The organism is Martinezella lusitana (genome assembly GCF_014207095.1).
GTDB classification, from domain to species: Bacteria; Pseudomonadota; Alphaproteobacteria; order Rhizobiales; family Rhizobiaceae; genus Rhizobium; species Rhizobium lusitanum_B.
In genome coordinates, this window is record NZ_JACHBG010000008.1 from 141,348 (window position 1) to 153,952 (window position 12,605).

Consider the following 12,605-nt stretch of genomic DNA (forward strand, 5'->3'; position numbering starts at 1 on the left):
TGTATTTAGGAGGTTTTATACTTAGAGCTTCTCGGCGACTTCGCTGGCGACCGGAATGGATGGCTGAGCGCCCGGCTTGAGGCAGGCGAGCGAACCGGCGACCGCCGCGCGGCGAAGGCTGGCCTGAAAGTCCATACCCTGATCGAGGCTTGCCGCGAAATAGCCGCAGAACGTATCGCCGGCGCCAACCGTGTCGACCGGTTCGATTACCAGGCCCTTGGCGCGGGAAACCTCGCCGTCGCGAATGGCAATGACGCCGTCGCCGCCGAGTGTCACGATCAGCGTCTGGCCAGTCTCGCCGTGCAAGCGAACGAGAGCCTTCTCGCGCTCTGCTGCGGACATGTTGTCCTGACCGGCCAGTCTCTCGAATTCCGTCTCGTTGGCGATGACGATGTCGGCGAGCCGGCCAAGGCGCGCGGCCTCGGGGATCAGGGGGGCGAGGTTGAGCACGGTCCGCACACCCTTGGCCTTGGCGGCACCGAGGGCCGTCTCGACGGCGGCAACCGGAATTTCGAGCTGCAGTATCAGCGTATCGCCGGGGTTCAGCGCGGCGACGGCGGCAGTTGCGTGTTCGGCCGTATTCGTGCCGTTGGCGCCAGGAACGACGGCGATCATGTTTTCTCCGTCGCCGCCTACGAGGATCAGTGCCGTGCCTGTGGGCTCGGAGACGTGCTTGACGGTCGAAAGATCGGTGCCGGCAGCGTCGAGCAAGGCGAGTGCCGGTTCGGCAAAGCTGTCATTGCCGACCGCGCCGCTGAGCCGCACCGTTGCCCCTGCACGGCGCGCGGCAAGCGCCTGATTGGCACCCTTGCCGCCGGCTGCGGTGGCAAAGCCGTTACCGGCGACGGTTTCTCCCGGCTTCGGCAAGCGATCCGTGGTGGCGATAAGGTCCATATTGATGGAGCCGAAGATAGTGATCATGCGATATCCTGCCCTGGGTTCTGTCCTGCACGATCCTGCCTGGAGGCCATCTTATCTCTTTTGAGATCGTGCATCGATTGGGCGCGACACTGCCGAAGCGATCAGTCTTCGTCAACCACCCTCAGCTTGAGTTGGCTCGTGCGGTTGTCGACCGGCTTGGGTCTTTCCTCCGGCCGCGTCTTGGCAGGCTCTTTCGCGGCCTCGAATTCCAGCGCCTCGATCCGCTCGCCGCGTCTTGCCAGCTTGTCGGCGGAGGTGACGATCATGTCGACATCCTTCTGTGCCATGGCGAAATGGCCCTGCAGCTTGCGCACGCGCTCGTCGAGCCGCGAGAGATCGTCCATCAAATGCGCCACTTCGCTCTGGATGACGTGAGCCTGCTCGCGCATGCGCTGGTCCTTCAGCACTGCCTGGATGACCTGGATCGACAGCATGAGCAGCGAGGGCGAGACGATGACGATGCGGGCACGCTGCGCCTTTTGCACGATCGCCTCGAAATTCTCGTGGATCTCGGCAAAGATCGACTCGGACGGCACGAAGAGGAAGGCCGTGTCCTGCGTTTCGCTCGGTATGAGATACTTCTCTGAGATGTCGCGGATATGCAGTTCCAGATCCCGGCGAAACTGCTGAGCGGCGATCTTGCCATGTTCGGGGCTTGCCGCAGCGCGAATGGCGTTCCAGGCTTCCAGCGGAAACTTGGCATCGATGACAAGCGGCGGCGAACCGTTCGGCATGCGAATGGTGCAATCCGGCCGCGAACCGTTCGATAGCGTCGCCTGAAACGCATAGGCGCCCATTGGCAGTCCATCGGCGATGATAGTTTCCATGCGGGCCTGGCCGAAGGCGCCGCGCGTCTGCTTGTTGGACAGAATAGCCTGCAGGCCGACGACATCTTTCGCCAGCGTCTGGATATTGGTCTGCGCGGCATCGATGACGGCAAGCCTCTCCTGAAGGCGGCGCAGGTTTTCATGCGTCGAGCGCGTCTGCTCGCCGATCGTCGCCGTCACGCGCTGTGACATGCCGTCTAACCGCTGGCCGATGGCCTGATTGAGCTCGGCCTGCCTGGAGCCGAAGACTTCGGCCATGGTGGCGAGCCGTCCCTGCATCTCCGCCTGCGACCGTAGCAGCGCGGCCATCGTGTGCTCGGCGTCGAGCGCATCGTCTTCCGCCCGTGCCTTGCTGCGGACGAAGAGGACGATTACCGCGATAGCAAGCAGAATGACGAGGCCGGTCAGAAGCTGGACCGTGGAAATGGCTTGGCCGAAGAGGATGAAGGACATGAAACCTGGCGCGCTCGTGGAAGTCTTCTCGGCACCATAACAAAATCGTGGCGAATATCCAGATCAAACCGTGAACAAAATTTCGAGGCGGCCTGCGAGTGCCTAGATCGCCGTCGACGAAAAAACACAACGCCACCACCATCTTGGCGATTCCATCGCACCGCAAGATGCGTTATGGGAGACGTCATGACGATCAAGCCACTCATCATTTTGCCCGATCCGCTGCTCCGTCAGGCTTCAAAGCCTGTCGAGCAGATCGATACCGAAATTCAGCGTCTCGCCGACGATATGCTGGAAACCATGTATGATGCGCCCGGCATCGGCCTTGCGGCGATCCAGATCGGCGTTCCCCGCCGTCTCCTGGTCATCGACGTTGCGCGCGAAGGCGAAGAGAAGAAGCCGCTCGTGTTCATCAATCCGGAAATCGTCGCTTCGTCCGACGAGCGTTCGGTCTATGAGGAAGGCTGCCTTTCCATTCCGGATTACTATGCCGAAGTGGAGCGCCCGGCGCGCGTCACCGTCAAGCATCTGGACCGCAACGGCAAGGAGCAGCTCACCGAGGCTGACGGCCTGCTGGCGACCTGCGTGCAGCACGAGATCGACCACCTGAACGGCGTGCTGTTCATCGACCATATTTCGCGCCTGAAGCGCGAGATGGTGATCAAGAAGTTCACCAAGGCCGCCAAGGCCAAGGCTCTCTGAGGCATTTCCTGGCAAAGGCCGCTTCATTTGGTGCTGCGGCCTTTGTTCGCTACGATGCGGAGACCGGAACGATCGATCATCGCGCCTGACCTGTCCGATGGCGGCTAGCGTTTGACCCATATGGCGCAAAGGCCGCCGGAATCCGGTCGCTCGAACCTTCATACTTTAAGCCGGATGGATCGCATGTCGCTCAACATCATTTTCATGGGAACGCCCGAATTCTCCGTACCGACATTGCGGTCCTTGATCGATGCCGGGCATAAGGTTCGTGCGGTCTATACGCAGCCGCCGCGCCCAGGTGGCCGGCGCGGGCTTGATCTGCAGAAGTCGCCGGTTCATCAGGCGGCCGAGTTGCTGGGCCTGCCTGTTTTCACTCCAGTCAACTTCAAGGATCCGGACGAGCGCCAGCGTTTTCGCGATCTGGATGCGGATGTCGCTGTCGTCGTGGCTTACGGCCTGCTGCTGCCGGAGGCGATTCTGTCAGGCACGCGCCTTGGTTGCTACAACGGCCATGCCTCGCTGCTGCCGCGTTGGCGCGGTGCGGCCCCCATCCAGCGGGCGATTATGGCTGGTGACGCCAAGACCGGCATGATGGTCATGAAGATGGATAAGGGGCTCGATACCGGCCCGGTTGCGCTCACACGCGAAGTCGAGATCGGCGACACCATGACTGCAGGCGAACTGCACGACAGGCTGATGCTCGTGGGCGCGAAAGCCATGGCCGAGGCCATGAACAAGCTGGAGCATGACGAGCTGCCGCTGACGGCTCAGCCGTCCGAAGGCGTTCTTTATGCTGCCAAGATCGACAAGGCCGAGACGCGCATCGATTTCGGCAAGCCGGCGGCTGATGTCCATAATCACATTCGCGGCTTGTCGCCTTTCCCCGGCGCCTGGTTCGAAGCCGATATCGCCGGTCGCCCGGAGCGCGTCAAGGTGCTGGGCTCGGAACTGGCCGAGGGCAATGGAGAGCTCGGCAAAGTGCTGACGGACGATCTCGTCATTGCCTGCGCCACTGGCGCCGTTAGGCTCACCAAGCTGCAGAAGGCGGGCGGCAAGCCCTTGGCTGCAGCCGATTTCCTGCGCGGTACGCCGATTGCGCCAGGCACCCTGCTTGCCTCGGAGCAAGCCTGATGCCGCGTTACAAAATGACCGTCGAATATGACGGCATTCCCTATGTCGGTTGGCAGCGCCAGGAGAACGGCCCTTCCGTGCAGGGGGCGATCGAGGGTGCCATCCGGTCTTTGACCGGCGAAACGGTCTCGATCCGCGGCGCGGGACGCACCGATTCCGGTGTGCATGCCATGGGACAGGTGATGCATGCCGATCTTTCCAAGGAGTGGAAGATCTACACGCTGCGCAACGCACTCAACGCCCATTTGCGGATGGCCGGCGATCGTGTTGCCATTCTCGATATCGAAGAGGTCGATGCGAGCTTCGACGCGCGTTTTTCGGCCATTCGCCGCCATTACCTCTATCGCATCATCACCCGCCGGGCGCCTTTGGCACTGGAAGCCGGACGCGCGTGGTGGGTGCCGAAGGATATGGATCACGAGGTCATGCATGCCGCCGCGCAGACCCTTGTCGGCCAGCATGATTTCACCACCTTCCGCTCGGCGCATTGTCAGGCAAACAGTCCGGTGCGTACGCTCGACCGGCTGGATGTGACGCGCAACGGCGAGCTGATCGAGATCCGCGCCACAGCGCAGAGCTTCCTGCACAATCAGATCCGCTCCTTCGCCGGCACGCTGAAGCTTGCGGGCGAGGGCAAATGGACGCCCGACGATGTGCGTACGGCACTGGAGGCTCGGGATCGCAAGGCCTGCGGCCCCGTCGCCCCGCCGGACGGGCTTTATTTCATGCAGGTGGACTATCGCGATGGCGCCGGTGCTGCCGGCGGCGAAGGGGAGAATGCCGGTGACGGTGAAGATCTATCATAATCCTGCCTGCGGCACCTCGCGCAACACGCTGGCGATGATCCGCCAGTCCGGCGAGGAGCCTGTCGTTGTCGAATACCTGAAGACGCCGCCCAGTCGTGAAGAACTGGTGGAGCTGATCGCTGCCATGGGCCTTCCGGTTCGCGATCTGCTTCGGCAAAAGGGAACGCCCTATGACGAACTCGGCCTCGGCAGTCCCGATCTCACCGACGATCAGCTGCTCGACCGGATGATCGAACACCCGATCCTGATCAATCGTCCGATCGTGGTGACCGAGAAGGGCGTGCGCCTCTGCCGTCCCTCTGAGCTCGTACTGGATATCCTGCCGAATCCGGATATCGGTCCGTTCACGAAAGAAGACGGCGAAGTGGTGACACGATAGGCGCCGGCCTCAACCCGGCGGATAGACGCCGAGGAAGCGCTGGAGGAAGTCCGTCAGCAGCATGCTGGGGATCATCAGCACCAGCGTCAGCGCACCGATGAAGAGCGGATGAGCGCCGCAGATCATTCTGAGAACTCGCGCCAGCGAGAAGATCGTCGCCGCCATCAGCATCAGCGATAGAAGCGCCAGTAATCCTTTGGAACCGGGGACGAAGGCGATCAGCGCGATGAGCAGTGCGTTCAGATAGGACGTTGGCACCCAGAGCCAGTTCACCGTGACGACGATCGGCGCGAACTTGTCGCCGAATCGGAAGATGAGCAGCAGCACGCCGGCGAGAACGAGCGGGATCACCCAGTTTGTGGCTTCGACCAGCGCCAGCCGCAGGAAGAAGGCAAGGCCCGTCGACGTTTCGGGCGGCATGGCGATCAGATAGGCCTGTCGCCACCACAGCCAGGAAATGCCGATCGGCGGCAGGCTCCAGACGATGGCCCAGAAGGAGCGGAGCATGCCGCGGTCCGATATGTCGAGATACTGGAAGCCGCGCGCATCCATGCGGATCAGCAGCCACAGGCCGGACAGGTAATATTGGACTTCCTTAAAGGTCGGCATTCTCGAACCAGCGCTTGATGAAGGTCTGGTAGATCCCGGTCAGCGTTTCGAGATCCGAGACTGCGACGCGTTCATCCACCATATGCATGGTCTTGCCGACCAGCCCGAACTCCACCACCGGGCAATAGTCCTTGATGAAGCGGGCGTCCGAAGTGCCTCCCGTCGTCGAAAGCACAGGCCTTTGACCCGTCGTGTTCTCGATGGCGGAAGAGAGCGAGGCGATCAGCGCGTTGTTGCGCGTCAGGAAGACGTGGCTGGGCCGTTCCGACCAGGTGATGTCGTACTTTGCCGGCGCCCGCCCGGGGCGCAGCGTTTCATCGGCGGCTGCCGCGTCGAGACGGGCGATAATCTCGGCCTTCAACGTCTCGGCCGTCCAGGTGTCGTTGAAACGGATGTTGAAAGCAGCGGTCGCCCTGGCGGGGATGACGTTGGTGGCGGCGTTGCCGACATCGATCGTCGTCACTTCGAGGTTGGACGGCTGGAAATTGTCCGTGCCGGCATCGAAGGGCGGGTCGAGCAGCGCCTCGGTCAGCTTGATGATGCTGCGCACCGGGTTATCGGCAAGATGTGGGTAAGCCGCATGACCCTGAACGCCGTGAGCCGTAATGAAGCCGGAGATCGAGCCGCGGCGGCCGATCTTGATCATGTCGCCCAGCCGGTCCGGATTGGTCGGTTCGCCGACGAGCGATGCATCCCAAGTCTCGCCGCGTTCGGCGGCCCATTGCAGCAGTTTGACTGTGCCGTTGATCGCCGGCCCTTCTTCATCGCCCGTTATCAAAAAGGAAATCGAGCCGGCGGGTTTGCCGTGCTTTTCGATATGACGCGCCACGGCGGCCACGAAGCAGGCAATACCGCCCTTCATGTCGACGGCGCCGCGGCCGAAAAGCTCACCATCTGCTATGTCGGCGGCAAAGGGCGGATGGCTCCAGGAGGCGGCATCACCGACCGGGACGACATCCGTATGTCCGGCAAACATCAGATGCGGCCCGTCCGTGCCGAGGCGTGCATAGAGGTTTTCGATATCGGGCGTTCCCGGTTCGGTCGCCGTCATGCGGTCGACTTTGAAGCCGAGCGGCGCCAGCATGTCGGCAAGTGCGGTCAGCGCCCCGCCTTCGGCAGGCGTGACGGAAGCACAGCGAATGAGGGTCTGCAGATTGGTGACGGGATCGGTAACGGTCATCGGGGGTAATTTATCCGGCGGGAAATGGCAAAGCGATGGCAAAGGGTCGACGACGAGTCGAAATTCTTTGCCGCGATTCCAGCAATCGCACAGGCATGCTTACCCGGCAAGCATAAGGGAAGCGCGATGTGGCAACCGCGCTTCCAAAAGTTTCAAGATCAGTCGCGCAACAGCTCGTTGATGCCGGTCTTCGAGCGGGTCTTTTCATCGACGCGCTTGACGATGACGGCGCAATAGAGGCTCGGGGCCGGCTGGCCGTTTGCCATGGTGTTGCCGCTCGGCAGCGAGCCGGCGACGACCACCGAGTAAGGCGGAACTTCGCCATAGGTGATCTCGCCGGTGGCGCGATCGACGATCTTCGTCGACTTGCCGATGAAGACGCCCATGCCAAGCACCGAACCTTCGCGGACGATGCAGCCTTCGACGACTTCCGAGCGGGCGCCGATGAAGCAATTGTCCTCGATGATTGTCGGGCCGGCCTGCATCGGTTCCAGCACGCCGCCAATGCCGACGCCGCCGGAGAGATGCACATGCTTGCCGATCTGAGCGCAGGAGCCGACGGTCGCCCAGGTGTCGACCATGGTGCCTTCGCCGACATAGGCGCCGAGATTGACGAAGGACGGCATCAGGATGGCGTTGGGAGCGATATAGGCGGAATGACGCACGACCGCGTTCGGCACGGCGCGGAAGCCGGCTTCGCGGAAGCGGTTCTCGCCCCAGCCTTCGAATTTCGAGGGAACCTTGTCCCACCAGGTCGCATTGCCCGGGCCGCCTTCGACGACCTTCATGTCGTTCAGGCGGAAGGAGAGCAGAACCGCTTTCTTGAGCCACTGATTGACGGTCCAGTTGCCGTCCGCACCGCGCTCGGCGACGCGAACCTTGCCGCTATCGAGGAGGTTGAGCGCCGACTCGACGGCGTCGCGGACTTCGCCGCGCGTCGACGTGTTCACATTGTCGCGATTGTCGAAGGCGGCCTCGATGGACTTTTCGAGGGAGGCGAGATCGTTAGCGCTCATGGGAATTCCTTAAAACGTCAGTGCCTATCGTGTTTTCCGGCAACGGCTCCGGATATGGTCGATTGGTCCTATAGCATGGAGCCTGAAAATGGAATGTCTTTTCCGCGCCGATTGAGCTTGGAATCAAGGCGTTGTAGGGGCATATGCAAGAGCTTGGCTATTCGCGCCTTCGGGCGGGAATGGCTCGTCATGATCGATTCGAAAGGCATGAATAGATGAGCAAGTCGAAGAACGGCAGGCTGCGGCGCAAGGATGGGGTATGGGACCCCTTGAAGACGAGCTCGGCGGACAAGAAGCGCGCGGAATCCGTGCCGCGCACGCCGCAGTCGATGTCGCCCTCCTACCGGCTTGCCTATGCCGATGAGGATTTTCTGTGCCGCGAGGAGTTGCGGCCGATCCGTCTGCAGCTGGAATTGCTGAAGACCGAGATGTCTTTGACCGAGAAGGGCATCAAGTCGACCGTCGTGATGTTCGGCGGCGCCCGTATTCCGGCACCCGGCACTAATGCCTGGGCCGCGCGCAACGACGTGCAGCGCGCCAATCTCGAGGCCGCATCGGTCTACTACGAAGAGGCGCGCAAGTTCGCGCGGCTTTGCTCCCGCTATTCGGCCGGCTTCGATTTCCATGAATATGTCGTCGTCACCGGCGGCGGCCCGGGCGTGATGGAAGCCGGCAATCGCGGCGCGGCCGAAGAAGGCGCCCCTTCGATCGGCCTCAACATCGTCCTGCCGCACGAGCAGGCGCCGAATGTCTACGTAACGCCGGAACTGAGTTTCAACTTCCACTATTTCGCGATCCGCAAGATGCATTTCATGGTGCGCGCCAAGGCGATCGCGGTGTTCCCGGGCGGCTTCGGCACGATGGACGAGCTGTTCGAATGCCTGACGCTCATCCAGACCGGCCGGATGGAGCGCCTGCCGCTCATTCTCTTCGGCGAAAAATTCTGGCGCAGCATCATCAATTTCGATGCGCTTGCCGAATTCGGCACCATCGCCCCCGACGACGTCAACCTGATCAGTTTCGTCGATACGGCGGAGGAAGCCTGGAAGATCGTCGCGGATTTCTACGAGCACGACAACGGCCACAACGAAAACGGCCATTGAAAACGAAAGGCCCGCCGTCGCATGAGCGAGGGCGGGCCTTCGCTATGACATTTCGGTCAACGCGCGAGCCGTGAAATGCGATGGCATTCATTTCGGATCGCTAGAGATCAGTCGGCCTACAGCAGCGGCCGGTTCGGCATATCGTCCAGCGAGATCACACCGTCATGGTTGCGGTCCATTCGGTCGAAGAGCTTGTTGGCCGCATCTTCGGCTTCCTGCTTGCTGATCTGGCCGTTTTCATCCTTGTCGATGCGGTGGAACACCATCAGACCGCGCATCATGCCTGCTTCGTGCATGAAGCGGCCACGCGGCCCGTGGTGATGCCGTCCGCCATCGTTGTCCTTGCTGTCGGCATCGGCCTGATCGCCGTTTGCCTGATCCGGCTTGGTTTGGTCGGTCTTGGCCTGATCGTTGCCGTCGGCCTTGGCGCGTTCGGCCTTCCACTCCTTGAAGCGTTCCTGACGATAGGAGCGCAGTTCGCCGGGCGTTATCTGACCGTCATGGTTGGTGTCGATCTGGTCGAAGAGCTTGTCGACGCCGGCCTTGACCTCATCCCGCGTGACCTTGGTGTCACCGGGCTGGCCGAATTGCTTCAGCATGCGCACATAGACGATTTCCGGTGAAAAGCGGGGGCCATGCCAGTGTCTGCCGTGATGACCGCCTCTTGCTTCATCGCCTTGGGCAGCGAAGCTAGCCTGAGCGGCACCGCCCACCAGAAGGGCTGCGGAAAGCCCTGCAAGAAGAATTTTTTTCCCGTTCATCGTTTTTCCTTTCGTGTCGAGGAATGGTCAAACGATACGGCTGGCCGTCAAAAACGACCAATTAAACCTCTGTAACGCTGATGAAACTTTCGTAACCCCAGCCTTATGAATGGTTAGATCAGCGCCTTGAGGAAGGTCGTGAGGTCGTCGGTCACATAGTCGATGTGGTCGTCTTCGCCGGTCGTGCGCTCCCACCATTCGACATTGGTCGCCTCGATGTTTTGCGGCACGAGCAGCACCGTCTTCATGCCGAGCGCCTTGGGCACGGTGAGGTTGCGCGGCAGATCCTCGAACATCGCCGCCTTCTTGGTATCGACGTGATTGAGGCTCATGAACTTGTCGTAGGTGCTGCCAGCAGGCTTCGGCACGTAATCGGCAGCGACGATATCGAAGATGCCGTCGAAATTGTCGAGAATGCCCAGCGCGCCGGCGGTTGTCTCGGCATGCTTCACGCTGCCGTTGGTGAAGATGAATTTGCGCCCCGGCAGCGCCTTGATGGCGGCGGCCAGCTCCGGCTGCGGCGTCAGTGCCGAATAGTCGATCGCATGTGCCCGCTCGAGAAAATCAATGGGGTCGATGCCGTGATGGATCATCAGCCCCTGCAGGGTCGTGCCATGCTCAAGATAATATTGCTTCTGCAGCCTGCGCGCATCTTCTCGCTCCATCTGCAGCAGGGCCGAGACATAGGCGGTCATGTTCTTGTCGATCTGCGCGAAGAGATCGACATGATGCGGATAGAGCGTGTTGTCGAGATCGAACACCCAGTCACGGATGTCGGAGAAATCTGACGGCTCAGATAGCGTTTTTGGCTGGCTCATGGTCGCGGTTATGACACGCCGCCTCGGCCAAGGAAAAGGAAAATATTCATGCTGTGGCATATAGGCCTTGCGGACATTGCCGGTTGATCCAATGCCGGCTATGATTCCACCATTGATTTCCGGGGTTTTGCTCTATTTGCTGGTGAGGGAGGGCTTGAGCCCTTTCGGGTGATGGAGAGGAAATTGCCCGGCCGGGCTTTTCGGAAGGGGATGCGATGAGTCAGGTGGAAAAGGCGCAGGAGTTTGCGCGGCTGCACAAGAAGGGCGAGCCGCTGATCCTTTTCAATATTTGGGATGCCGGTTCGGCCAAGGCGGTTACGGAGGCGGGTGCGAAAGCGCTGGCCACGGGCAGCTGGGCAGTTGCTGCGGCCAACGGCTTCGGGGACGGGCAGGCTATTCCGCTGTCGCTGCTGGCGGTCACCGCCAAGCTGATTTCGGTGACGAGCCACTTGCCTCTGTCGGTCGATTTCGAGGGCGGCTATGCCGTCGAACCAGAGGAAGTCGCTGCCAATGTCGAAAAGATCGTCGATCATGGCGCCATCGGCATTAATTTCGAGGACCAGGTGATCGGCGGGCACGGCGTTCATCCGATCGAGACCCAGGTCGCCCGCATTCGCGCTATCAGGGAGATGGCCGACCGGCGCGAACTTCCGTTGTTTATCAATGCGCGCACGGATCTTTTCCTTCAAGAAAGCGATACGGCCCACCATCAGATCCTGCTCGACGATGCCTTCAAGCGCGCCGACGCTTTTGCAGAGGCAGGAGCGAGCGGCTTCTTTGCGCCAGGCCTAGTCGACCCGGAACTGATTGGCGCCCTCTGCGAGCGCTCGCCCCTGCCTGTTAACATCATGGTGCGCCCGACGACACCGGATAACCAGACCATGGCCGATCTGGGTGTCAGCCGCATCAGCTATGGCGCCGCGCCTTATCGCTCCATCATGGGAATGCTGAAGAGCGAGGCCGAGGCGGTTTATCGGCAGGAATGATCAGCCGAGTTCGGCCTTTGCGGCCAGCACGCGCGCGATGAAATTCTGCACGACGGCGGAGCGTTCATCGCGGCGTGTTGCCAGCGTCAACCGTGCGATCGGCGCGTTGCCGGAGATGGGAACATAGGCGACGCCGGGAACCCGGATTTGAGCTATTGCCGACGGCACCACCGAAACGCCGAGTTCCACGGCGATCAGATTGGCGATCGAGGTGATCTCCGGCGCGACCTGCCCGAGGGCGGGTTCGAAGCCTGCTTGCCTGCAGGCGGCGATGATCCCGTCGAACAGGCTCGGCCCGGCGATGCGCGGAAACAGCACGAAGGGCTCTCCAGACAGGGCAGATAGAGGCAGACTCGCCGCCCCCGCCAGCGGATGGCCTGAGGGCAGGGCAATCATCATGGCCTCTTCTGCAAGTGCGTGCGACCGGAAAGAGGGTGGATCCGCGTCGCCCGGCCGGATGAAGACTGCATCCAGCTCCTCCGCCTCAAGCCGCTCCAGCAGTCGGGTCGTATGAGCCTCTTCCAATGTCAGATCGATTTCCGGATAGGCGCGGCGAAAACTGCGCACGGATGACGGCACGATCGGACTGAAGGCCGCCGAACCGGTAAAGCCGATCCGCAATCGCCCGAGCTCGCCGCGCGCTGCCCTCAATGCCAAAGCCTTCGCCTGTTCGGCCCTGGCCACGATCGCTTGGGCTTCCGGCAGGAAGACCTGCCCTGCCTCGCTCAGTTCAACGCCATGCGGCAAACGGCGAAACAGCGGCGCACCGATCTCGTCTTCCAGATCGCGGATCTGGTTGCTGAGTGGCGGCTGCCCGATACCTATCCGTCGCGCGGCTCTGGTGAAATTCAACTCCTCGGCGACGGCGAGAAAATATCTGATGTGGCGCAGTTCCATCCGTACTCTTCCAAAC

At 61.5% G+C, this 12,605-nt stretch carries 14 protein-coding genes; 6 read left to right on the plus strand and 8 right to left on the minus strand.

The genetic code is table 11. From position 1 onward, the window contains the following. Window positions 1-21: 21 nt before the first annotated feature. Window positions 22-921, minus strand: coding sequence for a ribokinase (locus tag GGD46_RS18530; protein WP_184706534.1), 900 nt, complete (start codon window positions 919-921; stop codon window positions 22-24). A gap of 101 nt (window positions 922-1,022) precedes the next feature. Further along, the gene (locus GGD46_RS18535; protein ID WP_184706536.1) at window positions 1,023-2,201 is read right to left on the minus strand and encodes a DNA recombination protein RmuC; all 1,179 of its coding nucleotides are present in this window, start codon (window positions 2,199-2,201) and stop codon (window positions 1,023-1,025) included. Between the two features lie 186 nt (window positions 2,202-2,387). On the opposite strand from GGD46_RS18535, the gene def reads away from it, so the two are divergent. The 4 genes from def (at window position 2,388) to arsC (ending at window position 5,219) form a co-directional block, all read left to right on the plus strand. Continuing rightward, window positions 2,388-2,903 carry a peptide deformylase gene (gene def / locus GGD46_RS18540; protein WP_184706538.1) on the plus strand — a complete coding sequence of 172 codons (516 nt, stop codon included), beginning with the start codon at window positions 2,388-2,390 and terminating at the stop codon, window positions 2,901-2,903. A 183-nt stretch (window positions 2,904-3,086) separates the two neighbouring features. Next, entirely contained in the window at window positions 3,087-4,034 is a 948-nt protein-coding gene (gene fmt / locus GGD46_RS18545) for a methionyl-tRNA formyltransferase (RefSeq protein ID WP_184706540.1), read from the plus strand. Beyond that, window positions 4,034-4,840 carry a tRNA pseudouridine(38-40) synthase TruA gene (gene truA, locus GGD46_RS18550; protein WP_184706542.1) on the plus strand — a complete coding sequence of 269 codons (807 nt, stop codon included), beginning with the start codon at window positions 4,034-4,036 and terminating at the stop codon, window positions 4,838-4,840. The genes fmt and truA overlap by 1 nt, the downstream gene beginning before the upstream one ends. Continuing rightward, window positions 4,818-5,219 carry an arsenate reductase (glutaredoxin) gene (arsC, locus tag GGD46_RS18555; protein ID WP_184706544.1) on the plus strand — a complete coding sequence of 134 codons (402 nt, stop codon included), beginning with the start codon at window positions 4,818-4,820 and terminating at the stop codon, window positions 5,217-5,219. Before truA ends, arsC begins: the two co-directional genes overlap by 23 nt. Before the next feature lie 9 nt (window positions 5,220-5,228). Here arsC and GGD46_RS18560 read toward each other — a convergent pair whose 3' ends face one another. The 3 genes from GGD46_RS18560 to dapD form a co-directional block, all read right to left on the minus strand. Continuing rightward, entirely contained in the window at window positions 5,229-5,828 is a 600-nt protein-coding gene (locus tag GGD46_RS18560; RefSeq protein ID WP_184706546.1) for a hypothetical protein, read from the minus strand. After that, window positions 5,815-7,008 carry a succinyl-diaminopimelate desuccinylase gene (dapE, locus tag GGD46_RS18565; RefSeq protein WP_184706548.1) on the minus strand — a complete coding sequence of 398 codons (1,194 nt, stop codon included), beginning with the start codon at window positions 7,006-7,008 and terminating at the stop codon, window positions 5,815-5,817. Before dapE ends, GGD46_RS18560 begins: the two co-directional genes overlap by 14 nt. A 158-nt stretch (window positions 7,009-7,166) precedes the next feature. Further along, on the minus strand, window positions 7,167-8,024 hold the full coding sequence (gene dapD, locus GGD46_RS18570) for a 2,3,4,5-tetrahydropyridine-2,6-dicarboxylate N-succinyltransferase (RefSeq protein ID WP_184706550.1): 858 nt from the start codon (window positions 8,022-8,024) through the stop codon (window positions 7,167-7,169). Between the two features lie 215 nt (window positions 8,025-8,239). On the opposite strand from dapD, the gene GGD46_RS18575 reads away from it, so the two are divergent. Further along, entirely contained in the window at window positions 8,240-9,127 is an 888-nt protein-coding gene (locus GGD46_RS18575) for an LOG family protein (protein WP_184706552.1), read from the plus strand. A gap of 116 nt (window positions 9,128-9,243) precedes the next feature. On the opposite strand, the gene GGD46_RS18580 is transcribed toward GGD46_RS18575, so the two are convergent. Next, on the minus strand, window positions 9,244-9,888 hold the full coding sequence (locus GGD46_RS18580; protein WP_184706554.1) for an EF-hand domain-containing protein: 645 nt from the start codon (window positions 9,886-9,888) through the stop codon (window positions 9,244-9,246). A gap of 113 nt (window positions 9,889-10,001) precedes the next feature. Further along, window positions 10,002-10,706, minus strand: a complete 705-nt coding sequence (locus tag GGD46_RS18585) for a pyrimidine 5'-nucleotidase (protein ID WP_184706556.1) — start codon at window positions 10,704-10,706, stop codon at window positions 10,002-10,004. A gap of 215 nt (window positions 10,707-10,921) precedes the next feature. On the opposite strand from GGD46_RS18585, the gene GGD46_RS18590 reads away from it, so the two are divergent. After that, window positions 10,922-11,692, plus strand: a complete 771-nt coding sequence (locus GGD46_RS18590) for an isocitrate lyase/phosphoenolpyruvate mutase family protein (protein WP_184706558.1) — start codon at window positions 10,922-10,924, stop codon at window positions 11,690-11,692. Here the strand turns inward: GGD46_RS18590 and GGD46_RS18595 are convergent, their stop codons facing one another. Next, window positions 11,693-12,589, minus strand: a complete 897-nt coding sequence (locus GGD46_RS18595; RefSeq protein ID WP_184706560.1) for a LysR family transcriptional regulator — start codon at window positions 12,587-12,589, stop codon at window positions 11,693-11,695. Between the last annotated feature and the right edge of the window lie 16 nt (window positions 12,590-12,605).